Source organism: Pseudomonas antarctica (assembly GCF_001647715.1).
GTDB classification, from domain to species: Bacteria; Pseudomonadota; Gammaproteobacteria; order Pseudomonadales; family Pseudomonadaceae; genus Aquipseudomonas; species Aquipseudomonas antarctica_A.
The window spans coordinates 5,666,627-5,692,630 of the sequence record NZ_CP015600.1; the positions used below are offsets into that span (position 1 = coordinate 5,666,627).

General features: G+C 57.9%; 19 protein-coding genes and 1 pseudogene. 11 read left to right on the forward strand and 9 right to left on the reverse strand.

What is annotated here, in order from left to right; translation table 11 throughout:
* Positions 1–21: 21 nt before the first annotated feature.
* Together A7J50_RS25725 and A7J50_RS25730 are read right to left on the reverse strand one after the other, a co-directional pair.
* The gene (locus tag A7J50_RS25725; protein ID WP_064454289.1) at positions 22–738 is read right to left on the reverse strand and encodes an LrgB family protein; all 717 of its coding nucleotides are present in this window, start codon (positions 736–738) and stop codon (positions 22–24) included.
* Positions 735–1,088, reverse strand: coding sequence for a CidA/LrgA family protein (locus A7J50_RS25730; protein WP_064454290.1), 354 nt, complete (start codon positions 1,086–1,088; stop codon positions 735–737). Before A7J50_RS25730 ends, A7J50_RS25725 begins: the two co-directional genes overlap by 4 nt.
* A gap of 159 nt (positions 1,089–1,247) precedes the next feature.
* On the opposite strand from A7J50_RS25730, the gene A7J50_RS25735 reads away from it, so the two are divergent.
* From A7J50_RS25735 to A7J50_RS25745, 3 genes are all read left to right on the forward strand, one after another.
* Complete coding sequence (locus tag A7J50_RS25735; protein WP_064454291.1) at positions 1,248–1,703, forward strand: MaoC family dehydratase; 456 nt, start codon at positions 1,248–1,250, stop codon at positions 1,701–1,703.
* 105 nt (positions 1,704–1,808) lie between these two features.
* On the forward strand, positions 1,809–3,527 hold the full coding sequence (locus tag A7J50_RS25740; RefSeq protein WP_064454292.1) for a C13 family peptidase: 1,719 nt from the start codon (positions 1,809–1,811) through the stop codon (positions 3,525–3,527).
* A 29-nt stretch (positions 3,528–3,556) separates the two neighbouring features.
* On the forward strand, positions 3,557–4,198 hold the full coding sequence (locus A7J50_RS25745; RefSeq protein WP_064454293.1) for an oxidoreductase: 642 nt from the start codon (positions 3,557–3,559) through the stop codon (positions 4,196–4,198).
* A gap of 113 nt (positions 4,199–4,311) precedes the next feature.
* On the opposite strand, the gene A7J50_RS25750 is transcribed toward A7J50_RS25745, so the two are convergent.
* From A7J50_RS25750 to A7J50_RS25765, 4 genes are all read right to left on the reverse strand, one after another.
* On the reverse strand, positions 4,312–4,596 hold the full coding sequence (locus A7J50_RS25750; protein ID WP_064454294.1) for a YceK/YidQ family lipoprotein: 285 nt from the start codon (positions 4,594–4,596) through the stop codon (positions 4,312–4,314).
* A complete protein-coding gene (gene ubiX, locus A7J50_RS25755) occupies positions 4,589–5,218 on the reverse strand; it encodes a flavin prenyltransferase UbiX (protein ID WP_003219402.1) in 630 nt (209 codons plus the stop codon). Before ubiX ends, A7J50_RS25750 begins: the two co-directional genes overlap by 8 nt.
* Positions 5,215–6,564 (reverse strand): UDP-N-acetylmuramate:L-alanyl-gamma-D-glutamyl-meso-diaminopimelate ligase, encoded by a 1,350-nt coding sequence (gene mpl / locus A7J50_RS25760; RefSeq protein WP_064454295.1) that lies wholly within the window; start codon positions 6,562–6,564, stop codon positions 5,215–5,217. Before mpl ends, ubiX begins: the two co-directional genes overlap by 4 nt.
* Before the next feature lie 229 nt (positions 6,565–6,793).
* Entirely contained in the window at positions 6,794–9,799 is a 3,006-nt protein-coding gene (locus A7J50_RS25765; protein ID WP_156526308.1) for a hypothetical protein, read from the reverse strand.
* Between the two features lie 607 nt (positions 9,800–10,406).
* Between A7J50_RS25765 and A7J50_RS31045 the strand changes: the two are divergent.
* Positions 10,407–10,918, forward strand: a pseudogene (locus A7J50_RS31045) (transposase); the annotation flags it as partial.
* A gap of 382 nt (positions 10,919–11,300) precedes the next feature.
* Here A7J50_RS31045 and A7J50_RS25775 read toward each other — a convergent pair.
* From A7J50_RS25775 to A7J50_RS25785, 3 genes are all read right to left on the reverse strand, one after another.
* On the reverse strand, positions 11,301–12,251 hold the full coding sequence (locus A7J50_RS25775; RefSeq protein WP_064454297.1) for a hypothetical protein: 951 nt from the start codon (positions 12,249–12,251) through the stop codon (positions 11,301–11,303).
* Between the two features lie 279 nt (positions 12,252–12,530).
* Positions 12,531–15,743 (reverse strand): hypothetical protein, encoded by a 3,213-nt coding sequence (locus tag A7J50_RS25780; protein WP_156526309.1) that lies wholly within the window; start codon positions 15,741–15,743, stop codon positions 12,531–12,533.
* A gap of 176 nt (positions 15,744–15,919) precedes the next feature.
* The gene (locus A7J50_RS25785) at positions 15,920–17,827 is read right to left on the reverse strand and encodes a sigma-54-dependent Fis family transcriptional regulator (protein WP_064454299.1); all 1,908 of its coding nucleotides are present in this window, start codon (positions 17,825–17,827) and stop codon (positions 15,920–15,922) included.
* Between the two features lie 272 nt (positions 17,828–18,099).
* Between A7J50_RS25785 and A7J50_RS25790 the strand changes: the two genes are divergently transcribed.
* The 7 genes from A7J50_RS25790 (at position 18,100) to A7J50_RS25820 (ending at position 25,933) form a co-directional block, all read left to right on the forward strand.
* On the forward strand, positions 18,100–19,620 hold the full coding sequence (locus A7J50_RS25790) for an aldehyde dehydrogenase family protein (protein ID WP_064454300.1): 1,521 nt from the start codon (positions 18,100–18,102) through the stop codon (positions 19,618–19,620).
* A gap of 233 nt (positions 19,621–19,853) precedes the next feature.
* On the forward strand, positions 19,854–21,287 hold the full coding sequence (gene eat / locus A7J50_RS25795) for an ethanolamine permease (RefSeq protein WP_064454301.1): 1,434 nt from the start codon (positions 19,854–19,856) through the stop codon (positions 21,285–21,287).
* A 64-nt stretch (positions 21,288–21,351) separates the two neighbouring features.
* Positions 21,352–22,746, forward strand: a complete 1,395-nt coding sequence (locus A7J50_RS25800; RefSeq protein WP_064454302.1) for an ethanolamine ammonia-lyase subunit EutB — start codon at positions 21,352–21,354, stop codon at positions 22,744–22,746.
* On the forward strand, positions 22,743–23,579 hold the full coding sequence (gene eutC / locus A7J50_RS25805; RefSeq protein WP_064454303.1) for an ethanolamine ammonia-lyase subunit EutC: 837 nt from the start codon (positions 22,743–22,745) through the stop codon (positions 23,577–23,579). The genes A7J50_RS25800 and eutC overlap by 4 nt, the downstream gene beginning before the upstream one ends.
* Before the next feature lie 88 nt (positions 23,580–23,667).
* On the forward strand, positions 23,668–24,126 hold the full coding sequence (locus tag A7J50_RS25810) for a GNAT family N-acetyltransferase (RefSeq protein ID WP_053258200.1): 459 nt from the start codon (positions 23,668–23,670) through the stop codon (positions 24,124–24,126).
* A gap of 313 nt (positions 24,127–24,439) precedes the next feature.
* Complete coding sequence (locus A7J50_RS25815; protein ID WP_064454304.1) at positions 24,440–25,096, forward strand: DedA family protein; 657 nt, start codon at positions 24,440–24,442, stop codon at positions 25,094–25,096.
* A gap of 6 nt (positions 25,097–25,102) precedes the next feature.
* The gene (locus tag A7J50_RS25820; protein WP_064454305.1) at positions 25,103–25,933 is read left to right on the forward strand and encodes a zinc-dependent peptidase; all 831 of its coding nucleotides are present in this window, start codon (positions 25,103–25,105) and stop codon (positions 25,931–25,933) included.
* Positions 25,934–26,004 lie beyond the last annotated feature (71 nt).

Consider the following 26,004-nt stretch of genomic DNA (forward strand, 5'->3'; position numbering starts at 1 on the left):
AAAGGTTTCCTTAAACCCGGTTTAAACGATCACGGACACGGCAAGCGGCAGAAAAACCGCCGTGGCCACGCCCATCAGACTCATGGCCAGCGCCGCAAAGGCGCCGCACTCTTCGCTTTCCTGCAAAGCCACCGAAGTGCCGACGGCGTGGGCGGTCATGCCCAGGGCCATGCCGCGCGCCTCGGGGCTGTGCACACCCAATCGTGACAAGTAAGCCGGGCCGATCATCGCACCGATCACTCCGGTAATCAGCACAAACACCGCCGCCAACGCGGCCACGCCGCCGATCTGCTCGGCCACCAGCATGGCAATCGGTGAGGTAACCGACTTGGGCGCCATGGTCATCAGCATCCTGTGTTCGGCGCCAAACCACCAGCCCAGCAAGACGCACAAGCCGGTAGCCACCACACCGCCTATCACCAGCGTAGTAAAAATCGGCCAGAACAATTGGCGAATCCGCCGCAGGTTCAAAAAGAGCGGCACCGCCAGGGCCACGGTCGCGGGGCCGAGCAGGATGCCCATGATCTCGGTGCTCTTGCGGTACTCGGCGTAAGTCAGGCCGCAGGAGAGCAACACGCCGATGACCAGCAGCATCGACACCAGTACCGGTTGCAGGAAGATCCAGCGGGTTTTCTCGAACGCCGCCAGCACCAGTTGATAGGCTCCAAGGGTGATACCGATGCCGAACAGCGGGTGATGAATCACTGCCGTCCACGCGCCCTGCCAGTCGACGGTCATTGATCCTTCTCCTTGCGCTTGACCATGGACTGCATGAGTACGCCGACAAAGCCCATGGCAATCACCAGCGACAACACCAGTGCGCCGACAATGGCCCAGAAGTCCGCGGCGATGTCCTTGGCATACACCATCACGCCCACCGCCGGCGGCACCAGCAGCAACGGCAAATAACGCAACAGGCTGCTGGCGGCCAGGCTCAAGGGCTCGCCGACTTCACCGCGCCAGATCAGAAAACCGAGCATCAGCAGCAAGCCGATGATCGGCCCCGGCAGCACCGGCAACAGCAAATGATTGATGGCGGTGCCAATCAATTGAAACAGCACCAGCCATGTCAGGCCACGTAACAGCATGCGTTCTCTCCCCCTCGACGCTCGCCCGCATTATAAGCACGCCGGCCCTATGCTCCGGCATTCGCCAAAAGCATGGTGGGTTGACCGGGCTGGTTGCCCATGATGATCTAAGATGGATTTCGCACACCTATAAAAAACGATGAACCAAGGAGAGTCGCAATGCCCTATGTACCTGTAGCGCAACTCAAAGATTATGTCGGCAAGGACCTGGGACGTTCCGAATGGCTCACCATCGACCAGGCGCGTATCAACCTGTTCGCAGAGGCCACCGGCGATCATCAGTTCATCCACGTCGACCCGGTCAAGGCCGCCAAGACGCCATTCGGCAGCACCATCGCCCACGGTTTCCTGTCGCTGTCGCTGATGCCCAAGCTCATGGAAGACATCCTGATCATGCCCGAAGGCCTGAAGATGGCCGTCAACTACGGGCTGGACAGCGTGCGTTTCATCCAGCCGGTGAAGGTTGACTCCAAGGTCCGGCTAAACGTGACCCTCAACGACGTTACCGAGAAAAAACCGGGCCAATGGCTGCTGAAGGCCACCGCCACCCTGGAAATCGAAGGCCAGGAAAAGCCTGCTTACGTCGCCGAGTCGTTGTCACTCTACTTCGTATAAGGCTATGCCTGTGGCGAGGTGAGAAACCTTGCCACAGTGTATGTAAATTTATGTATGAAACTCGCAGCTGCGGCATACTCGGCGCTTAATTATCCGGATCCCGCTATGCGCCCACTCGCTCCCCTTGCCCTTGCCCTGTTGCTCACCGCTTGCGGAGACGGCGAATCGCTGTTGCCGCCCGATGCGCGCCTGCCCGACGGCGGCCGCTACCGTGGCGATGTGGTCAATGGTTTGCTGCAAGGCCAGGGCCGCGTGGACTACCCCAACGGCAGTTGGTACGCCGGCCAGTTCGACAAAGGCCAGTGGCACGGCCAGGGCGAATGGCATGGCAGCAACGGCGAGGTTTATAAAGGCCAGTTCCAGCAAGGCCTGTTCGACGGCCAGGGCAGCCTGACCACGGCGGGCAGCAGCTACGTCGGCGGTTTCAAGAACGGTCGACGCAATGGCGAAGGTACCCTCAAAGAGGGGCAAATGACCTATCGCGGCGAATTCAAAGACGACCAGTACTCCGGCCTCGGCCGCCTGGAATTGGCCGACGGCAGCCAATACCAGGGCCAGTTCGCCCACGGCAAACCGAATGGCGAAGGCCAGCGCAACGACGACAGTGGCAACCAGTTCAGCGGCCACTTTGTCGACGGCCAGCTCGAAGGCAACGGCACCTTCAACAGCGCCGACGGCGATATCTATGTCGGCCAGTTCAAACAGAACCAACTCAATGGCAAAGGCCGTTATGAAAACGCCGACGGCGACGTGTGGATCGGCCAGTTCAAGGAAGGCGCACTCAGTGGCAAAGGCGAGCTGATTGGCGTCGATGGCAGCCACTATGTCGGCCAGTTCAGTGAATGGCGCTTCTCTGGCCAAGGCCGTCTGAACCTCACCGATGGCAGCTTCTATATCGGCGGCTTCGACAGCGACAGCTATCAAGGCATCGGCACCCTCGTACTCAGCGACGGCACGGTACAGGCCGGCACCTGGGTCAACGGCATGCGCGTGCGCGATGCCGACGGCAAGCTGCTGCCCGACCCGCTGGAAATCGGCGTACTGGCCCAAGGCCGCTTGCTCGATGCCGCCCTCGCCGCCGTGCCGCCCTCAACGGGCGCCGTCGAGTTGTACACCCTGGCGCTGGCCGGTGATGGCAAGCAAAGCGTGTTCCTGCGTGAGGCCGATTACGTCAGCAACATGCTCGCCACCCGCTTCGGTGCGCGCGGGCAGATTCGCCTGGTCAACCACCGCGACCACATCGCAGACCGCCCCCTGGCCACCCGCGAAAGCCTGCGCCGTGCGGTGCAAACCCTGGCCGAGCGCACCGGGCCGCAAGACCTGGTGTTTATCTACATGACCAGCCACGGCACCCACGAGCACGAACTGGTGCTGGACCAACCGCGCATGGAACTCGCCGACCTGCCCGCCGATGAACTGGCAGCCGTGCTCGCGCCGCTGAAGAACCGCGACAAAATCATCGTGATTTCCGCCTGCTACTCGGGCGGGTTTATCCCGGCACTGAAGGATGAGCGCACGCTGATCATGACGGCCTCCCGTGCCGACCGCGTGTCGTTCGGTTGCTCGGAAGAGGCGGACTTCACCTACTTTGGCGATGCCCTTTTCGCGCAAGCCTTCAACCAGACCGATGACTTGCAGCAAGCCTTCAAACTGGCCCAACTGCATGTAGCCGAACGCGAACAGGCGGACAACTTCGAAGCCTCCGAACCGCAGATCTGGGCCCCCAAAGGGGTGATCGCCCATTGGCAACTATTACGTAAACAGCAGGCACGAAAGGCGCTCGAAAGCGTCTCAATGAATAGCAAGGAAGCCAAAGGCAACTAAGCTGTAACGTGTAACAAGGGGGAAACACCATGTACCTGACACCTCAGCATATTTTGCTTGCCGGGGCCTCCGGGCTGACGGGCGAGCACCTGCTGGACCGCCTGCTCAATGAGCCCACGGTGACCCGCGTACTCGCGCCGAGCCGCAAACCACTGGCCGAACACCCACGCCTGGAAAACCCCGTGGGTGACCCGGCGGTGTTCCTGCCGCAACTGAGCGGCCAGGTGGACATCGCCTTCTGCTGCCTGGGCACGACCATCAAGCAGGCGGGTTCCGAAGCCGCCTTCAGCGCTGTCGACCTGGACATGGTGGTGGCCTTCGCCAAGCGCGCACGGGAAATGGGCGCACGGCACCTGATCGTCATCAGCGCCATTGGCGCCGACCCGAAATCCTCAATCTTCTACAACCGAGTCAAAGGCGAGATGGAACAGGCGTTGAGGGCGCAGGACTGGCCACAACTGACCATCGTGCGACCTTCATTACTGCTGGGCGAACGACTGGAACCGCGCTTGGCCGAGCAGGTGGTCGGGACATTGTCGCGCTTGATTCCGGGCAAGTATCACGGCATTGAAGTCTGCGAACTGGCCCGTGCCATGTGGCGCCTGGCGCTGGAAGAGCAGGACGGCGTGCGGGTGGTGGAGTCGGATGAGTTGCGTAAGCTCGGTAAATAACCGCGCGCTGCGCGTGCCGGCGTCATCGCAGGCAAGCCAGCTCGCGCATTTACAATGCGTTGTCCGGTGGGAGCCGGGCTTGCCCGCGATGGGGCCAGCACGAGCGCCCTCGGCTACAGACCGCCCGTTGCGTTAAACCCCACACCCAACACCGTCAACGCCGAGAGCGGCAACAGCAAGGTGTCGAGCACCGCACTGGCCGGCAGATCGACATGTGGATAGCTCGGTGCCTCAGCGCCAAAGCGATCTTTGGCGCAGCAGCCGCCGTTAATAGCATACAAATCCAGGCGCGTACCGGCATACACCACCGGTGCGCCAGGCTGCGCGGCATCCAGCGTGCGCGCCGTGGCGCAGCCCGTCAGCTGCAACGCCAACACCACCAGCAGCACCTTATTCATCACTGCTCAAATGGTGCTCGCCCCAACGCGGCAGCATGTCCTGAGGAATATTCAGCAGGTTGAGAATCCGCGCCACGACGAAGTCCACCAAGTCATCGATGGTCTGCGGCTGATGATAGAACCCGGGCGATGCCGGCAAAATGGTCACGCCCATGTTCGACAACTTGAGCATGTGCTCCAGGTGGATACTCGAATACGGCGCCTCGCGCGGTACCAGGATCAACTGGCGACGCTCCTTCAAGGTCACGTCCGCCGCACGCTCGATCAGGTTGTTGCAGGCACCGGTGGCAATCGCCGACAAGGTGCCGGTGGAACATGGCACCACCACCATCGCCGCCGGTGCGCCCGAGCCGGAGGCCACTGGCGACATCCAGTCCTCTTTACCATAAACCTTGATCTGACCCGCCGCCGCACCGGTGTATTCGGTGAGGAACGCCTGCATCATCTGCACCTTGGGCGGCAGCGCAACATCGGTCTCGGTGGCCAGCACCAGTTGCGCGGCCTTGGAGATCAGAAAATGCACCTCGCGGTCTTCGCGCACCAGGCAATCGAGCAAGCGCAGGCCGTAGGGCGCGCCGGAGGCACCGGTCATCGCCAGGGTGACGCGTTCCGGGCCACTCATTTCAACGCCTCGGCCAGCTTGCCGTGCAGGCCGCCGAAACCGCCGTTGCTCATGACCACCACATGGGTGCCGGGCCTGGCCTGATGCTTGACGTGTTCAATGATGCCCTCGATGGAATCGCAGACGGTTGATGGCACCGTGCAAAGCGCGGCGATGGCCGGCAGGTCCCAGCCGAGGTTGGCCGGTGCGTACCAGACCACCTGGTCGGCGTCATTGACGCTTTCCGGCAGGCCATCACGGTGTGCGCCAAGCTTCATGGAATTGGAACGCGGCTCGACAATCGCGATGATGTTGGCCTCCCCGACACGCTTGCGCAGGCCATCCAGCGTGGTGGCAATCGCCGTCGGGTGGTGGGCAAAGTCGTCGTAGATGGTAATCCCATTCACGTCGGCGACTTTTTCCATACGCCGCTTCACGCTCTTGAACGCGCTCAACGCGGCGATGCCCATGGCAGGCACCACGCCCACGTGCCGCGCGGCTGCCAGGGTCACCAAGGCATTCGCGACGTTGTGCTGGCCGGTCATGTCCCACTCGACAATGCCCTGTGCTTCGCCTTCGAACAGCACTTCAAACCTGGAGCCGTCTTCGCTGAGCAACTTGACCTGCCACTGCCCGCCCGCACCGGTCGTTTGCACGGGGGTCCAGCAGCCCATCTCGATCACCCGCTGCAAGGCAGGCTCGGTGGTCGGATGGATGACCAGGCCTTCACTCGGGATGGTGCGCACCAAGTGGTGGAACTGACGCTCGATGGCCGACAAATCGGGGAAGATATCAGCGTGATCGAACTCGAGGTTGTTCAGGATCGCGGTGCGCGGGCGGTAATGGACGAACTTGGAGCGCTTGTCGAAGAAAGCGCTGTCGTATTCATCCGCCTCAATCACGAAAAACGGTGTATCGCCCAAACGCGCCGACACCGAGAAGTTTTGCGGCACACCGCCAATCAGAAAGCCCGGGCTCATGCCGGCGTGTTCCAGCACCCAGGCCAGCATGCTGCTGGTGGTGGTCTTGCCGTGAGTACCGGCCACCGCGAGCACCCAACGGCCTTGCAGTACATGGTCCGCCAGCCACTGGGGGCCGGAGACATAAGGCAACCCTTTATTCAGTACGTACTCGACCGCCGGGTTGCCACGCACCATGGCGTTGCCGATCACCACCAGGTCCGGGACCGGGTCGAATTGCGAAGGATCGTAGCCTTGGGTCAACTCAATACCCTGGGCTTGTAGTTGCGTGCTCATGGGCGGGTAAACGTTGGCATCGGAGCCGGTGACGTGATGGCCCAATTCTTTGGCCAGAACCGCCATCGAGCCCATGAATGTGCCGCAGATACCGAGAATATGAATATGCATGGTTGACCTCGTAAAACATCGAGGCAGGTTAGCGCAGGGAGGGGCAAATCGCACTATTTATAGGGCCTGCCGGCAGCGAGGCGCATCCCTGCACTTCGTTTGGTCGTTCACGTCAGGCGATGGCTATGAATATCTGGCGTGGACAGGGTTGCGAGTGGCCTGACAGCAGCAGGCTTGCTGCCAAACCTGGAAAAGAACCCTCAGGCAGTACGGGTTGTCTTACCAGCGCCTATCGGGCTGCCTGCAACTGAGAAGGCTGCTCGGGCGGTGTCGGACCCGATTCGTTCTCCTGAAACTCTCCGACCGTCTCAACAGGTCCAGAACCATCCTTTATAGAAGTACCCATGTCATAACGAAGATTACGCAACTCTTTCACCGTAATGGGCGTGAAGTCTTTCAACACAGGGCCATAGGGCTTCAGTGTCTGGAGATCTAAGGCGTACCAGTTGTTGCCTTGTTTCCCCGCAACGACGGGCGTGTTGCTACTCCTTTCACCTGCCCGCCGATAAGTGCCTTCGGCGATGCTCTGTTTGGAACCACCGTGAGGGATGCTCCAACCACGCCCAGAGATGCGAAGTTTATTCGCAAACGAGGACAAGGTGACAGGGACCCCCGCATTCAAAGCAGTCTTGCCCAATTTGAATAAACCACTCCCCACATCATAAACAGCCCCTAACGGGTTTGCAGCCTTAAGCCCTGACTTGGCAGCCCCTTTGAGAAACGTCAAGGCTGAACTTACCCCTTTGGCACCGACGCTAGCCGCTTTGAAGCCGCCTTTAGCTGCAGGATTAAACAAACCGATAAAGTCAAAAACCCCGCTAACAGCGGCATCATGTTTATTGCCTTCGATTATATTTTTCACCAGGTCGTGAAAGGGAAGAAGGCTCAGGATGAAGTTATTGAAAATTTTTGCTCGAGCGCTGCTTTTTTCGGAGTCGCTCATGCCATTGGCCGCGTCTTTAAGCTGACCGACAGCATGTTTATAAAGATGACTTATCTGCCTGGCAAACATGCCGGACCTCTCCGATGAAGTATTCCTCGGCTTAAGCGTATGGGGCTCTTCCAGTTCGTTAGCACCGCCCGTACTCCAGATAGTTGTTAAGCCGTAACGCTCCGCCCCAACACTCACACTGAAAAAAGGTGCACGGCGACTGGACTTTACACTCCACCCCTCAGGGACGCCAGGCAGAGGATCGCCCTCCTTGATGATCCCGCCTGACTGTGGCGAGTAAATATACTTAACCGTTTCACCTTTCAATGCAGTGGTGATGAGAAACGCACCACTTCCGAACATCTGAAATAACGCATTACTCTCACTGTCTTTAGGAAAATCAGACGCTTCCACCTGGCTCAAATACCTCGTTTCTACACCCCCGAACTCAAATCGCTTCCGATCTTCATCCCGCAACTGCGATACGTGATACTGGAACATCTCACCTGCCGTCTTGCTGAAGCTGTCGGTGTACGCATCAAACTTCTCAAAGAAATCTTTCTTGATATCAGGCAGCGCTTTCATGCCTGGATGTAAAATCTCATTAGGAAAGGTTGAAATAGTAGAATTCCAGCCGGAGTCAAGTGTTCCAGACATATAAAGATTCAACAGAGAGTCTGTGAGTCTACTTATCCCCGATTGGCGGGTGAGTATTTGTTTTTCAAACAGGTGCGCGTGTTCTTCGCCGTATACCCGCGTTAATTCCGCCAGCGCCAACTCCCGGCGAGTCGGCAGTGAAGCCGTAATACCTTTCAGAGTCGCCGCCAGGCGATTGGCCTCTGCTTCCATGGCAGCCGTTACGCTCGCGATGGTTTCAGCGGAATAGCCCTCACTGTTTTGCTTGATAATGCCTTTAGCTATACCCCAGTCGACCACTGCCTGCACGGTAGCCGCTTTCGACTGATACTCTTGCTCCAGTGCAACGGGCTCCAGAGCCCCATGCTCCCTGATCTGATCATAGCGCTTGCCCGCCGACGATCCCGGGGTGCTCTGCTCGCGGCGAAATACTTCAGCGCTGAACATTACCCATTGCAGGGAGCCAAAAACCACTGATGGCGGCACATCCTTGACCAAAAACTCCGGAGCCGACATAGCCAGCAATTGGTAGGCAGCTACTTTCGCCATCTCGGGGCCGACGATACTTTCCATATGGGTTTCAAAACGCTTGACGATCTCAGCTGGCGTACGCCCCACGTTGTCTTGTTGCCGCAAGTTATACCCGGCTAAATGATCGCGCTCCACCCCCGCTGATGACCGGTTGGCTTCCAGCCCTAACGCCGTGAGCAGTGCTTCATGGCCACTGGTAGCGGTGGGCAATGCGCCAATCGCTTCCTGCAGCTGCTTACCCAATGCACGGGCTTGATGGGTGTCGATCAAGGCGTTGAGAAACGCTTCTGGATGGGTAGCGGCCAGCGCCCTCACAGACTCTGGAACTGCACGTTTCAAATACTCGAAAAGACTGGGGGCCTTACCCTCTGCGTCCAGCGGAACCTGAGTTTGAAGCGCCTTCCAGGCACTGACGGTTTCGACTATCTTTTCCTGAGCATCCTCGCCCAGTGGCACACTTTTAGTCAGCAACCCGCCACAATTACCTTCACGTGGCGCACTTAATGGCGGTGCAAACAATACGCGCTCCAAATTGGCAAGTGCTTCCAGTGTGGTTGGCACGTGCAAACCGTAAGCGGCCACCAATTGCTTGAGGTTCATCGTGACAGGCTGCGGCTGGTCTTCGCGCCAAAAGACAGAGTGCGGTGCGATCTCTACGACGATGGATTCCAGATCCGGCTTCGCGCCGGGCGCCTCAATCTGTTCTTTCAAAGCGGCGAGCAGGTTGTGCTGCGTTTCGGCTTCACCCGTTTTATTTAAAATTTCGGCAGGCACATGATGGTCGGGCAACGCTTTCGGACGTTGGCCATAAATAAATTGACGAACAACGTTTGAGTCGACCGTGTTCGGAGTGTGTCCTGGCCAGTCACGTTGATAAACGTCACGGCGGCTCAAGGTGCCATAAGGCGCCAATTTTTTAGCGATGACCATCAAGTTATCAAACAACGCTTTACCGCCCGGAATATCATTGAGCTCAGGGGAGTCACTGTTTATTTTATTACTTCCGCCGTCAAACCAGATCTCACCTTTGTTGGATTCAATATGAGTGAATGCACCATACCCACCAAACATGTCCTCCAGTTGCTTGAACGCAGAAGAATGGGTCGCACACTTCAGTGCTTCAACCCAACGGCCCAAGGTCGACTCGGGTGGAACCGTTACGCGCGATCCGGCTGAAGACTGCTTCAAAGAATCTTGCTCGACACGCGCATCGGCCGCTGTTCGGGCCGCCTCAGGGCCACCCGACGAAGTGTGCTCACTCATCGTCGACGGTGCACTGCCCGCGTTAGGGTTCCGTTGAGGAAAACCACTCATTGGCAAGCCAAAGGGCGCAACATTTATAGTAGGCACAGTCATATTTCATCTCTCTTTCAGGCTTTCGATGAACGGCTCGCAAACGCACCTGAATCAACAGCGCGCATCGCGAAAACTTTTATAAGGCCAGCCACGTTTAAGGCTTACTTAATAAGCGCTAACCTTCAAAGTCAATCATTCGAACAGCCCAAACTGGCGAGCCATTTTAATTCCCTATACCCTGAGCGCAGACCCACTGACCAGAAAACCAACCAGACAGTGCTTGACATTGAAGAGCGGCTTCCCCGGCACTCGAACATTAAGTGGCCCACACCACCCAATAAGTTCCAGAACAACTAAACCATGAGACAGTTATATCGATTGAATATAACTAACAACCCCATACAGCCTACCTATTAACGGAAAACTGCTCTTTGAGAATAGTTCAACGGGTGAAGGCGGTCGTCCGGCGTATCCATTGCTGGCCATGTTGCAGGCTCATCGGATGCAGAGCGGGTTCGGTTACAGCGATCCGGCGTTGGAAGAAGCACCTTACGAGACCACGATCCTGCGCCAGCTTTCGGGGCTGCATCTGGATCGGATTCCCGATGAAACCACGCCCCTCAACGTCCCGCGCCCACTGGAGAAACATGTGTTGGCGAGCGGGAGTTTGCAGGCCATCAATGGCTATCTGGGTGATCGTGGTTTGCTGCTGCGTCACGACACGCCGGTCGATGCGACGATCAGTTACTGCACGGCGAGGAAACTTATGTGTGCGGGGATGCGCAGGTACGGGCCAAGGTTGAACATCCGTTTCGCATGATCAAGCGCCGGTTTGGCTATACGAAAGTGCGCTTTCGTGGCTTGTCGAAAAACATCGCTCAACAGACAACCTTGTTCGCTTTGTCGAATCTGTGGAGGGTGCCAAAACGGTTGATGGGTACAGGCGAGGTGCGTCTGTAATGCGGGCTGATCGCCTTGAAACAGCGCGACCAGAGGAAAGAATTATGAATTAAGGGCAAGAACGTTCTGTTGTTCGCCGGACCTTTGATTTTTAAGCCTCAAGTAGCGAGGGCATGAAAAATCGGTGGTTACTTCAGAACTTTCCTAAAGGCTGATCAACCGCCTCAGCCCCCTATGACTCAGGTTGGGCGGTGGACTCTTCGGCGAGCACAAGTAATGAGGAAAGACAGAAACAGGCAACGTCAGAATAATCAAAGTATTCACCCGCGCGAGGGTTGCTGTATGAAAACACGGTAAGCAGTTGCCCCTATTACGCGAGCAACTGCTTACGCAGTGGATCTGTCGGAACAACCCACTACAACGGGTACAACGCTGGCATTATCTATAGCTTGGCTTTGATAGCGTTCATCAGCCCGGTGATATATGCCATTCTGGATTCCATGCCAATAGCCCGGCTCTTGATATCATCTTCTTGCGCACCGGGTGTCGGGTCCTCAACTTTAACATTCAGCGCTTTCGCTTCTTTAGCAAATTCTACTTCAAGGAAGTCAAGCATCTCATCAAGATAGTCCATCCGCTCTTCATTTGTCTTGGCCAACCATTCCACGCTTGGTTTGACAGCCTCCTCTGAGCGAAGGCCACCCAACGTATTGGCTAATAGGAATACGCCCTTCTGAGCATCATCGACCAGCCGCGACTCCATAACATGTTGCTCTGTGGCCGGAGTTTTCGGTGGATTGATTATGGGTTTAAGAAATTCAATAGCGACGTTGGCGGCGAGTGTCCCGGTAACTGTTAAGGGTACTGTGATCGCTGCCGTAATTCCGGCGACCTTGGCAATATTTCGCATTTCAAGCGGAAGTGCTCGATCCGCCTTCGCAGCTTTAGCCTTCACCACCGCCTCGGCGCTTTCTTCCAGGTTACTCTGCGAAAAAGGCTCCACCTCCTTTCCGTCTACTCGACCTGCCGTCGGCTGATCAAATAGCTTATCCCGGGCGTCAGCATCTTTTTGAGCTTGCCACTTCTTCCTGTTAGCTTCTCTGTGTTGAGCCACTTCCGGAGTAACTGGGGCCTCTGTATCAGGGGCATCCCCAGTCTGGCGATGACCCGTGGCTTGCCCCGGCCCGTCGAAACCCACTTTTTTATCAACAAAACCCTGATCAAAATTGTTATTGCTACCGTCTGCCGGCTTGGACCCTCCCGGGACTTCTACCTTAGGTGCTTCACCTGTCCTTATAGAACCAGGCGTTTCGGTCCTGGTGAATCCACCACTGAAAAACTCCCCAATCTTTGAGAATACTACCGGCCTTGCCGCTGCATTTGAAAACATCATAATGATCTACCTAATGATTGATGTGCATTAGAAAGCCATCCATTTCTTCCACTTACTGTGTAACAGATAGGCCGCAAGCAGTTCCAAGCTACAAAACAAATAGTTCAGCCCTATGACCAATACGCAATAATCCTGGAGAATACTTTCCAGGCGCGCAGGCACACTTTACCAGCCAGCCTGACACTAATCAGCCTGCTAAATTGCTCAAAGATGCGCATCGCTTATAAAGCACTCACACTGATGCGGGGAGCGCTCGCCAATCCACCCGACTGAACATCATCACGTTTTATTCGACGGTGCCAGTGCGCTCAGCACACCAAATTGCGCTAACTGAGGACCAAATGGTGTATTCATGAGGGAACTGTACGCATACCAAGCCCCCTTTTTTAAGACAGCGACTATTGGCCTACGCACACCCTCTGATTCCACCTGATAGAAGCCCTTGACGACATCACCGTCCTTATAAGTCCTTGTCACTTCATAAGACCTATAGTTGCCTTTGAGTCGAGGAAGCACCTCATCTGCATGCTTGTACACCCTCTTTATATCTTTACTTACAGCCAGCACCCCCCGCTTAATATTTCTCGGAAGGTTAATAACATCGGTAACGCCCACCGAAGCGCCGAGACCCGCAAAAAAAGAGCGTTTGAGTACTTTGCCTGCTGACTTGCCCAGTTTCATCGCCTTGTTCGCGGCACTTGCCCCGGGAAGAAAGAACCCCAAAATATCGAACCCGATATTAAAAACTGCGCCCGCAACATTCCCCGATATCGCATCCTTAATACCGTCGTAGAAAGGAATAAGCGAAAGGAGAAAATCATTGACGGCATGAATACCTGCTGTATTTTTTTCAATCCTCGTTTCACCGACAGCCTTGGCTTTCAAATACCCATAATCTTTAGTGAAAAACTTACCCACCACGGTAGCCAGCGAACCGTTGCGTCGAGAAAAATAAGGAACTCGTCCTTCACCGGTGACCTCCGGCAAATCACGGTCCTGGTGGGCGACATCAAATTTCGTAAAAACATTATACGTGCCGGGTACGCGAACTTTGGAATCCGGGGAAAAATACTTGCTGTCGTCAAAATGTGACTGTTCTTCAGCCCCCCCCTTTTCCTTAACGATTTTTCCTAGGCCTGGGAAGTAACTATAGTACTCGACCTTACTATCAGCTCCCTCCACTTTCATCAGTACACCTTGCCCCCCTTCCAACTCTTTGAGTTCATGAGGGGTCGGCGTTCGTGGTCGGCGCCCGGGGTACAGTTGGCTGCTGTTCGTTTCTTCTGTACCCAAAAAAGGGCGAGACACGCTCATGAACGTGACATCCGCTTGGTTTATACGCTCTTGTTCGACTCTAGGCAGCAGAGAAACCTGGTACTTGAACTGGATAGCCCAGGCCGCTGCTTGAGTCTTTGTATAGTCTTCAAACGTTTCAGAAAATGTTTTATTGATGTCTGGATCAAGCTCGGAAAAGCGAGATTTAATCGTTGCCCAAGGTAACTCCTTTTCATTTAACGGCGCCCACCATTCCAGATTAATGGGCGTCGTCATGTAGACATCAAGGGGCGATACACGATACGTGTCATCCCGAGTACTTCTTAATGTTTTCTTCGTCGGGTCAACACCCGGGAACACCCGCTTGAATTCAGCCAGCGCCAACGCCTCCCGAGTGGGCGCTGGCTTCATCAGCTCAGCGCGTGCCCACGCCAATTCCTTTTTCTGCTTTTTTAACACCGTTAATGATTGCTCAACGTCTTCGAACGTATATTGACCCTGGGGGTTGTTTTTAATCACCTGATTAGCGAGGCCCCACGCAATAAGCGAATCGGCTGACGCGGCAGCTAACTCGTCCCCACCGTCAAGAATACTAAGCTGCGCATCCGCATAGTTCATGACTTGACTGAGCGTCATGTTCCCTGAGGCGCCGGGCGCTTCTTGCTCTACCAGGGCAACCGCTATAGAAAAATCCGCCCAAGTATGAGACCCATAAACAAGTGCAGCAGGAATGCTTTTTACCAAGAGTTCAGGGGCGACGGCTGACAGTAATAGTTGCGCAGCAAGAGGCGCCGCTTCAACACCCACCTTAGTTTCAAGGTAAGCGGTAAAACGTTTGACGATTTCAGCAGCAGAGGCACCCACATTGTCGCTTTTATAGAGGTTATAGCCCGCCAAGTTGAAAGGTGATTTTCCTGGGTTAGGGTCAAGCTCTTGCAAAAGCGCCGCAGTCAAGGCCTCAGTTGCACCGGTCGGCGACGCTGCTGATTTGATTCTAGCTTGTATAGTTTTGCCCAACGCCTGCGCCTCGGGCGACCGAATGAGTTGGTCCAATGCTAATGAAGGGTTGTCCGCAATCACCTTCTTTGTAGACGTCGCAAGTGTGCTGATCAGGCCGCGTAACAAACTGCCTGCCCCAACCCCTGCCTGCGGATCAGGAGCCTGACTTGCATGCTTCAACTTCCACTGGTCCACCACCGCTTTCATCTTGCGTAATTCAGTTGTGTTCAGCAGCGCACCAATATGCCTGACGCCCCCAGCGTCAGCCCCAGGCACCCTGTGCGCAAGGTCAAAGGTCAGTGCGTTAGCCAGGCCATGTGCCTCCGTGCTGTTGACGGGTAGTTTATGCCCTTGCCTTTCGAGCAGTTGTGCAGCACTTATCTCCCGGCGCTGATCGGTAAGAAATAAACTTGAACGTCGGTCAATCGGGACCCTAACGTTATTCAGGTCGATCTTCCCTTCGGCATCGTCTACCGGGGACCTCAGTGCAGCGATAAGTGCATGACGGTTAGCGTCATCACCCTGCGCCTTGCCCTGCTCCGCTAATGCTTCTACCGATCGCTGCGACGCATACCCCACAGGTGCAAACTCAAACGCGGCGCCTTCTTTTAATTTCTTACGGTGCGAGGCAGCTTGCGAAGGGGAGAGATCGATAGGCTCTCCGTAAAATCGCCCCACCGTGTACAACGGCACCTTACCGTCCGGCCAGGGGTAATTGAACGCCTGCCCGGGCATTGGAGCGATCCCTCTGGCAATCGACAACAGCACGCGAGAAACATCTGACCAGCCCGAATCATCTTTTAGGGAAAACGTTTGCATCTTGCCATTTACAATGCCGGTCAACTCCCCGAAGAAGGGATCCAGTTTGAGGCTTCTGGTATCAAGCCCCTGTTCTTTCGCCCACGATAAAAATCCAGGGCTTTTGAAAGCACTGTCCAATGGGTTCCGCCAACGCCCGAGTGTGGACTCAGGGGTAACTTGAACGTCAGGCGGCGCTATTGAGGTGTGATAGGAGCGCGTCGCTAATGCGATCGCGTAGGGCTTCGCCAACTGAGCGTCAGCCATTGAACGCGCTTCGGGGGTGTCTGGCGTTGGCGCGTGTGTGTTGCTGTGAACGACTGCATTATTGATGCTCACCCTGGCGGCAGTCGCAGGAGGTTCGCCTACCGTGTTGCCTGATAAGGTAGGCGTGACTCTAACGCCTTCAAAATTTGTCATTTCCACACTCGCGCACGATTCAAATGAATAACTGTTCGTACGCTGAGTGGTGCAATGCCTTACAAATCATACAAAAAAAATTCGGGGAAATTTATCCAGATATTTCAGCTATAAACACTGCCCTCATCAGTGACTAATAGTCAGGTTTCATACGTGCTGCGGTAACAACGAGCAGATCACGCTTGTGGACACCGTTCGATTCCATGCTTGCGTAACTTCCGGTAAAGCGTATTCCGGCTCACTCCCAAACTCTCTGCTGTGTGGGACATGTGCCAATGTTGCTGCTTCAGTGCGTTGAGCAACACTACGCGCTCTGCATCGTCCAGAGCGCCCCCCTGCCGGGGCTCGACAACCATCGCCGCTCGCGCCTGGCGAATGAGGGGCGGCAAATCGTCTAACCTGATTCGCCCGTTCTCGCACAAGGCCGCCAAGGTGCGAAGTACGTTGCGCAATTGCCGGACGTTGCCCGGCCAGGCGTAGTCGAGCAACGCGTGGTGCGCCTTCTCTTCAAGCAACACAACCTGCCCTGCTGCTTCTTCCGCCAGCAAAAACGCCAGTAATTGCGCTTTGTCGCTACGCTCACGCAAGGGCGGCACGGCAATTTCAAGACCGTTGAGACGATAGTAAAGATCTTCGCGGAAGCTACCATTGGCAACACGTGCTAACAGGTCACGATGGGTGGCGCTGATGATTCTGACGTCTACCGCCTGCGGCGCACCGCCGATGGGCACCACCACGCGATCTTCCAGCACCCTTAAAAGACGGGTTTGCAACGCGAAAGGCATGTCGCCAATCTCATCGAGAAACAGCGTGCCGCCGTCGGCTTGCTGTAATTTGCCGCGCATACCTTCTTTCAGCGCGCCGGTAAAGCTGCCGCCGCGGTAACCGAACAACTCACTTTCAATCAGGTTTTCCGGGATGGCGGCACAGTTGAGAGCGACGAAGGCGTTGTCGGCACGCGAGCTGGCCTGATGCACGGCCTTGGCGAACGCCTCTTTACCGCAGCCGGTTTCGCCGTTGATCAGCAGCGGCACGTCGCGTTCGAACACCCTCAGCGCCTTGTTAAAATCACTCTGCAACGCAGGGTCACCCAGGCAGATACCCGGCAGGCGTGGCGCCTCGGGCTTGGGCAGCGGCGCGGAAAAACTCCGCGCCTGCCCGCGCAGCGCGGCGAATAACTGCCGGCCATCCCGCGTACGCAACGGCCAGCTGGCCGTGGCATTGGCGCTGGCGCGGCCGAGCAGTTGGTCCAGCGAACACTCGAAAAACGCCTCGACCGGCTGCCCCAACAAGCCGCCGCGAACCTGCCCCAACAGGTTCAGCGCGCTCTGGTTGACCGCACAGATCCGGCCTTCCCCATCAAATGCCAGCAACCCTTCGCTGAACAGCCCCACAGATTCTGCCTGCAGGTGAAAACGCAGCAGCCAGTGGTTCTCAAAATGACGCAGGAAGTAACAACTCTCGATCATCTTCGCCGACAGGTTCACCAGCGCCATGGTGTGGAACTGGCTCTGGCGCGACACCGCCTCACGCGCCGACGACACGTCCAGCACCGCCAGCAACTCACCCTGGGGGTCGAACACCGGGCTTGCCGAACAGGTCAGCCCCGTATGGCGGCCACGAAAGTGCTCATCGCGGTGAATCGTCAGGGACTGGCGCTCGACCAGGCAGGTGCCGATGCCGTTGGTGCCTTCGCACGCCTCGCTCCAGTCCGCACCCAGCCACAGCCCGGCGCGCTCGAAAATCTTGCGCTCGGACGGCGCGGTGACGCAGTTGAGGATCACCCCGCGCGCATCGGTGAGCAGCACCGCATGGCCAGCGCCGGAAAGCTGTTGATGCAGGCTGTTCATCTCGCTGCCGGCGATGCTCAGCACTTGTTGCAGGCGTTCGCGGCTTTCCAGCAGGCGGCCGTGCTCAAGCACGGTGGGGGCGATGCTCAATGCGGGGTCGAGGTGATAATCCTCCAGGCAACGCAGCCAGGAGCGGGCGATGGACGGGTCGCTGCCGGGGCCTTGAGCAAGGTCTTGCCCGCGTGTGACGGTCAGGACTTGCTGGGCATGGCGACTGAAATGATCGTTGTGCATGTTCTTATTATTCTCTCTGCGTGAGAACAGCCAGCATCCCCCAGCCATCCGACCATTGCAATCCCGGGCAGACCCACCGGTCACAGGCTGTACCGTTTATGGCACAAACTGTCACCCCGCCTGTACCACAACTGTCACAGCAACGCCTTGCGACAAACCCCAACCCCTTGATTTACCTGGCCTGCAAAGCAGTGGCCCAACCTTTGCTCTACGCTTTATCAAGCGCAACACCGCTGTACTCCAATAAACATAAAAGTCAGGAGATACCCACCATGCGTTATGCACATCCCGGTACTGAAGGCGCGATCGTTTCGTTCAAGGCCAAGTACGGTAACTACATCGGCGGCGAATTCGTTGCGCCGGTGGATGGCAACTACTTCACCAACACCTCGCCGGTCAACGGCAAGCCCATCGCCGAATTCCCGCGTTCCACTGCCAAAGACATCGATAAAGCCCTCGACGCCGCCCATGCCGCCGCGGATGCCTGGGGCAAGACCTCGGCCCAGGACCGTTCGCTGGTGCTGCTGAAAATTGCCGACCGCATCGAACAGAACCTCGAACTGCTGGCCATCACCGAAACCTGGGACAACGGCAAGGCCGTGCGTGAAACCCTCAACGCCGACATCCCGCTGGCCGCCGACCACTTCCGCTACTTCGCCGGTTGCATCCGCGCCCAGGAAGGCACCAGCGCCGAGATCAACGAACTCACCGCCTCCTATCACTTCCACGAACCGCTGGGCGTGGTCGGCCAGATCATCCCGTGGAACTTCCCACTGCTGATGGCCGCATGGAAACTGGCGCCGGCCCTGGCCGCCGGTAACTGCGTGGTGCTCAAGCCGGCCGAGCAAACCCCGCTGGGCATCAACGTGTTGATGGAGCTGATCGGCGACCTGCTGCCGCCAGGCGTGCTGAACGTGGTGCACGGTTACGGCAAAGAAGCCGGCGAAGCCCTGGCCACCAGCAAACGCATCGCCAAAATCGCCTTCACCGGCTCGACCCCGGTGGGCTCGCACATCATGCACGCGGCGGCCGAGAACATTATTCCGTCCACCGTCGAGCTGGGCGGCAAGTCGCCGAACATCTTCTTCGCCGACATCATGAAAGCCGAACCTTCGTTCATCGAAAAGGCTGCCGAAGGCCTGGTGCTGGCGTTCTTCAACCAGGGCGAAGTGTGCACCTGCCCATCGCGCGCACTGGTGGAAGAGTCGATCTACGACGACTTCATGAAAGTGGTGATGAAAAAGGTCGAGCAGATCAAACGCGGCGACCCGCTGGACACCGACACCATGGTCGGTGCCCAGGCGTCCGAGCAGCAATTCGACAAGATCCTCTCCTACCTGGAAATCGCCAAGGGCGAAGGCGCGCAACTGCTGACCGGCGGCAAGGTCGAGAAGCTCAGCGGCGACATGGCCGGTGGTTATTACATCCAGCCGACCCTGCTCAAGGGCACCAACGAAATGCGCGTGTTCCAGGAAGAAATCTTTGGCCCGGTGGTGAGCATCACCACGTTCAAGGACGAAGCCGAAGCCCTGGCGATCGCCAACGACACCGAGTTCGGCCTGGGCGCCGGCGTGTGGACCCGCGACATCAACCGCGCCTACCGCATGGGCCGTGCGATCAAGGCGGGCCGCGTATGGACTAACTGCTACCACCTGTACCCGGCGCATGCCGCGTTTGGCGGTTACAAGAAGTCCGGCGTGGGCCGTGAGACGCACAAGATGATGTTGGACCACTACCAGCAGACCAAAAACTTGCTGGTGAGCTACGACATTAATCCGTTGGGCTTCTTCTAACTAAACCCTGTAACAGGCGCCCAGTTCTCAACTTGAAATGCAATTCAAGTGTGAGAGCTGGCTTGCCTGCGATGCAGGCACCTCGGTGTGTCAGGCACAGCGAGGTGATGCTGTCGCAGGCAAGCCAGCTCCCACACAAGCCTGCTCCCCTATTGAATCTCCACATGTCCTTGCAACTCGCATTCGGCACAAAGATGCCGAATTAGAACAATAACAATGGAAGGTACTTCCCTATGCCTAGCGAACCCACTGGCTCTTCCGTCGACTTCGAAAAAGTCGGCAGCGACTACTTCCAACAACGCGAACTTAAAAAAGGCGCCGCCGGCTGGGTGCTGTTAGTCGGCCTTGGCGTTGCCTATGTTATCTCCGGCGACTACGCCGGCTGGAACTTCGGCCTGGCCCAGGGTGGCTGGGGCGGCATGTTCCTCGCCACCTTGCTCATGGCCACCATGTACCTGTGCATGTGCTTTTCCCTGGCTGAACTGTCTTCGATGATCCCCACCGCCGGCGGCGGCTACGGTTTTGCCCGCAGCGCTTTTGGCCCTTGGGGCGGGTTCCTCACGGGCACCGCCATCCTGATCGAATACGCCATCGCCCCCGCCGCCATCGCGGTGTTCATCGGCGCTTATTGCGAGTCGCTGTTCGGCATTGGCGGCTGGATGATTTACCTGGCGTTTTACATCATCTTTATCGGCATCCACATCTTCGGCGTGGGCGAAGCCTTGAAGTTGATGTTTGTGATTACCGCCGTCGCCGCGATTGCCCTGGGCGTGTTCCTGGTGTCGATGGTGCCGCACTTCAACGTCGCCAACTTGCTGGATATTCCGGTGACCGAGGCCAAGGGCGCCAGCACGTTCCTGCCGTTCGGCTACGTCGGTGTGTGGGCGGCGATTCCCTATGCAATCTGGTTTTTCCTTGCAGTCGAAGGCGTGCCATTTGCCGCTGAAGAAACCAAAAACCCTAAACGCGACCTGCCACGCGGCCTGATCGGCGCCATTGTGGTGCTGACCAGTTTTGCCCTGCTGATTCTGGTGATTGCACCGGGTGGCGCGGGGACTTACGCGCTGATCAAATCGGGCAACCCGCTGGTTGAAGCACTGGCACTCTCCTACGGCGGTTCAACCTGGATGGGCGGCTTCGTCAACCTGGTTGGCCTGGCGGGATTGATCGCGAGCTTTTTCTCGATTATCTACGCCTATTCGCGGCAGATCTTCGCGTTGTCCCGTGCCGGTTACCTGCCGCGCAAACTGTCCCAAACCAACAAAAGCAAAGCGCCAGTGCTCGCGTTGGTGATCCCCGGCATCATCGGTTTTGGCTTGTCGCTGACCGGCCAGGGTGACTTGCTGATCCTGGTGGCGGTGTTTGGCGCAACCATTTCCTACGTGCTGATGATGGCCGCGCACATCACGTTGCGCATCCGTCGCCCCAAAATGGACCGTCCGTACCGCACACCGGGCGGCATTTTCACTTCCGGCGTGGCGCTGGTGCTGGCGTGCGTGGCCGTGGTGGCGGGCTTTCTGGTGGATCCACGGGTGGTGATTGGCGCTGCGATCATCTATGGAGTATTAATTGCTTACTTTGCTTTCTACAGCCGGCATCACTTGGTAGCAGGCACGCCGGAAGAGGAATTCGCGGCGATCCAGGCCGCAGAGGCCGCCTTGCACTAACTGCCGTAAACCTCGACGCGGGCGCTTTACTCACAGCCTGCCCGCGTCGCCAAGGAGACACTGTATGGCAAGCTTTTCCCACGCGGTGGGTGCTCAAACCTACCGCTTTGACAGCCTCAAGGACGTGATGGCCAAGGCCAGCCCCGCACGTTCCGGAGACTTCCTGGCCGGTGTGGCCGCGCAGAACGACGGCGAGCGGGTGGCCGCGCAGATGGCGCTGGCGAACATTGCGTTGAAACACTTCCTGGAAGAAGCGCTGATCCCCTACGAAAGCGACGAAGTCACGCGGCTGATCATCGACACCCACGATAAACAGGCGTTTAGCGTGGTCAGCCACCTGACCGTCGGCGGCCTGCGTGACTGGCTGCTCAGTGACGCGGCCGACGAACAAAGCCTACGCGCCCTGGCGCCCGGGCTGACACCGGAAATGGCCGCCGCCGTCTCCAAGATCATGCGCGTGCAGGACCTGGTATTGGTCGCGCAGAAGATCCGCGTGGTCACTCAGTTTCGCGGCACCATGGGCCTGCGCGGGCGCCTGTCGACCCGCCTGCAGCCCAACCATCCTACGGACGAACCGGCGGGCATCGCCGCGAGCATTCTCGACGGCCTGCTCTACGGCAACGGCGACGCCATGATCGGCATCAACCCGGCCACCGACAGCATCGCCTCGATCTGCGCCATGCTGGAGATGCTCGACGCGATCATCCAGCGCTACGAAATCCCGACCCAGGCCTGCGTGCTGACCCACGTCACCACCTCCATCGAGGCCATTAACCGTGGCGTGCCGCTGGACCTGGTGTTTCAGTCGATTGCCGGCACCGAGGCCGCCAACGCCAGTTTCGGCATCAGCCTGAGCGTGCTGCAGGAAGGTTACGAGGCGGGCTTGAGCCTGAATCGCGGCACCTTGGGCCAGAACCTGATGTATTTCGAAACCGGCCAGGGCAGCGCCTTGTCGGCCAACGCGCACTTTGGCGTTGACCAGCAAACCTGCGAAACCCGTGCCTACGCCGTGGCGCGGCATTTCAAACCGTTCCTGGTGAACACCGTCGTAGGGTTTATCGGCCCCGAGTACCTGTACAACGGCAAGCAGATTATCCGCGCCGGCCTCGAAGACCACTTCTGCGGCAAGCTGCTCGGCGTGCCGATGGGGTGCGACATTTGCTACACCAACCACGCCGAAGCCGACCAGGACGACATGGACACCCTGCTGACCCTGCTGGGTGTGGCCGGGATCAACTTCATCATGGGCATCCCCGGCTCCGACGACATCATGCTCAACTACCAGACCACCTCGTTCCACGACGCCCTGTACGCCCGCCAAACATTGGGTTTAAAGCCGGCGCCGGAATTTGAACAGTGGCTGGCGAAAATGGGCATCTTCACGCAAGCCGACGGCAAAGTGCACTTCGGCAACAGCCTGCCACCGGCGTTTCGCCACGCCTTGAAGCAATTGGGATGAAGGAGCCGCCCGTGCAAGTAGAACTGCCTGATAATCCGTGGCTGGAACTGCGCCGCCTGACCCCGGCGCGCATTGCCCTGGGCCGCACCGGCACCAGCATCCCCACCAGCGCGCAGCTGGATTTCCAGTTCGCCCACGCCCAGGCGCGCGACGCGGTGCACCTGCCCTTCGACGCTGCGGGCCTGAGCGGCCAAATGGCCGAACGCGGGCGTGAGAGCCTGTTGCTGCACAGCGCTGCGGTTGACCGCCATATGTACCTGCAACGCCCGGACCTGGGGCGCCGCTTGAGCGATGAGTCGGCGCAACGCCTGCGCGACTATGCAGCCGCCAACCCTGGCGGCGTAGACCTGGCTATCGTGGTGGCCGATGGCCTGTCGGCACTGGCGGTGCATAAACATACGTTGCCGTTTCTTACACGCATGGAGGAACAGACCCACGCCGAAGGCTGGTCCTTGTCGCCGGTGATTCTGGTGGAACAAGGCCGTGTGGCGGTCGCCGATGAAGTCGCCCAGTTACTCGGCGCCAAGATGGTGGTGATTTTGATCGGCGAACGACCAGGGCTCAGTTCGCCGGACAGCCTGGGCCTGTATTTCACCTATAACCCCAAGGTCGGCCTGACCGACGCCTATCGCAACTGCATCTCCAATGTGCGCCTTGAGGGGTTGAGCTACGGCATGGCCGCGCATCGCCTGCTGTACTTGATGAAAGAGGCGTGTCGTCGGCAGCTGTCGGGGGTCAATCTCAAGGACGAGGCGCAGGTTATGACCCTCGAATCCGATGATCCCGACCTGATGAAAGGCAATTTCCTACTCAGCCCACCGGATGACCAATAGCAGCGCGATTGCACTTTTTTTCACCATTAGGCAGCATCCAGTCACGGCCGCTTGTGTGGTCATACCCCTTTGGAAGTTGAGGCCTGGCATGCGGATTACTCAAGCGACCCTGGAACACCTGGACCTGTTGACGCCACTGTTCGTCAAATACCGCGAGTTCTACGGGGCTTTGCCCTTCCCGGACTCGTCGCGGGCCTTTCTGGAAAAGCGCCTGCGCCGAAAGGAGTCGGTGATCTACCTGGCCCTGGCCGATGACGACGACAAGCGACTGCTTGGGTTTTGCCAGCTGTACCCGAGCTTTTCGTCGCTGTCGCTGAAACGGGTATGGATCCTCAACGACATCTACGTGGCTGAAGACGCCCGCCGGCAGTTGGTGGCGGATAACTTGATGCGCACGGCGAAAAAAATGGCCAAGGAAACCCATGCGGTGCGGCTGCGGGTGTCGACCAGCAGTAACAATGACGTGGCGCAGAAGACTTACGAGTCGATCGGGTTTCGTGAAGATACGGAGTTCAAGAACTACGTGTTGCCGATCAGCGAGGACTGAGAGAACGCCGCTGATCCCTTGTGGGAGCTGGCTTGCCTGCGATAGCGGTGGGCCAGCCAGCACTGTGTTGACTGACACTCTGCTATCGCAGGCAAGCCAGCTCCCACATTTAGACCTGAGTCATCTTTAAGAGCGAGCATGCCCGGAATACCCACGACATCCCCCGCTACAAAACCAACACGCTTTTCACCTCTCAATACGTATAATGCCGACCCTTCAAGGTCGTAAGAAATACGGCATACACTTGTAGCCTTACTTACCCGTAGCCCCCGCACTGGCCTGCTGAGCCGGGCCATTCACACAGGTGCCATCCATGGATTTCAACCCGCTCGACCTGATCCTGCATCTCGACGTGTACCTCGACATGCTGGTGAGAAACTACGGAGTGTGGATCTACGCCATTCTGTTCCTGGTCATTTTTTGCGAAACCGGGCTGGTGGTCATGCCCTTCCTGCCGGGTGATTCCTTGCTGTTCATCGCCGGCGCTGTCGCAGCAGGCGGCGGCATGGACCCGATATTGCTGGGCGGCTTGCTGATGCTGGCGGCGATTCTCGGCGACAGCACCAACTACGTCATTGGTCGAACGGCCGGGGAACGCTTGTTCAGCAACCCGAACTCGAAAATCTTCCGCCGCGACTACCTGCAAAAAACCCACGACTTCTACGACAAGCACGGCGGCAAAACCGTGACCCTGGCGCGCTTCCTGCCGATCCTGCGCACCTTTGCGCCGTTCGTCGCCGGTATCGCCAAAATGCCCTACCCGCGCTTCTTCGGCTTCAGCGTGTTCGGCACCATCCTGTGGGTCGGCGGCCTGGTAACCCTGGGTTACTTCTTCGGCAACGTGCCGTTTATCAAGAAAAACCTCTCGCTGCTGGTGGTGTTCATCATCCTGCTGTCGCTGGTACCGATGATCATCGGCGTATTCCGCAGCCGCTTTGGCCGCAACTCTTCCGAAGCCAAGCCGCAGTAACCCGCGATGTGGTCCCTCAGCGCCTGGCGTCGCCGGCGCCTGCTGGCCAAGCACCCGATTGCCGATGACACCTGGCAACGGGTGCGCCACCACCTGACCTTCCTCGACGGCATCAGCGCCGAGCAAGACCAGTGGCTGCGTGAAGCCTGCGTGGTGTTTCTCAGCGAAAAACACCTCACCGCCCTGCCCGGCGTCGACCTGCACCAGGAACAACGCCTGCTGCTCGCCGCCCAGGCGCAATTGCCGCTGATGAACCTCGGCGACCTCGATTGGTACCAGGGTTTCCACGAAATCGTGCTGTACCCCGACGACTTCCTCAGCCCGCAGCGCCATCGCGATGCCAGCGGCGTCGAGCACGAATGGGATGGCGAACACAGCGGCGAAGCCTGGCAACAGGGCCCGGTGATCCTCGCCTGGCCCGGCGTGTTGGCCAGCGGCCAGTGGGAAGGCTACAACCTGGTGATCCACGAGCTGGCGCACAAGCTCGATATGCTCAACGGCGACGCCAACGGCCTGCCACCGCTGCACCACGACATGCGCGTGCAGGAATGGGCCCGCGTGATGCAAAGCGCCTTTGACGACCTCAACCGTCAGCTGGACGCCAACCCGCACGCCGACACCGAAATCGACCCCTACGCCGCCGAAAACCCGGCGGAGTTCTTTGCCGTCACCAGCGAATATTTTTTCAGCGCTCCGGATTTACTGGTCAGCACGTATCCCCAGGTGTACGCGCAACTGAGCCGCTTTTATCGGCAGGACCCGTTGGCCCGCCTGACCCAACTGCAAGCCAGCGACGCCCTCTACCAGACTGAACGCCACGCGCCACACGACGTCTGACGCATAGCGTCGGCGTCAGAATATGCCTATAATCGCCGCCACTTTTAGGCCAATCCGGCCATGTTCCATGG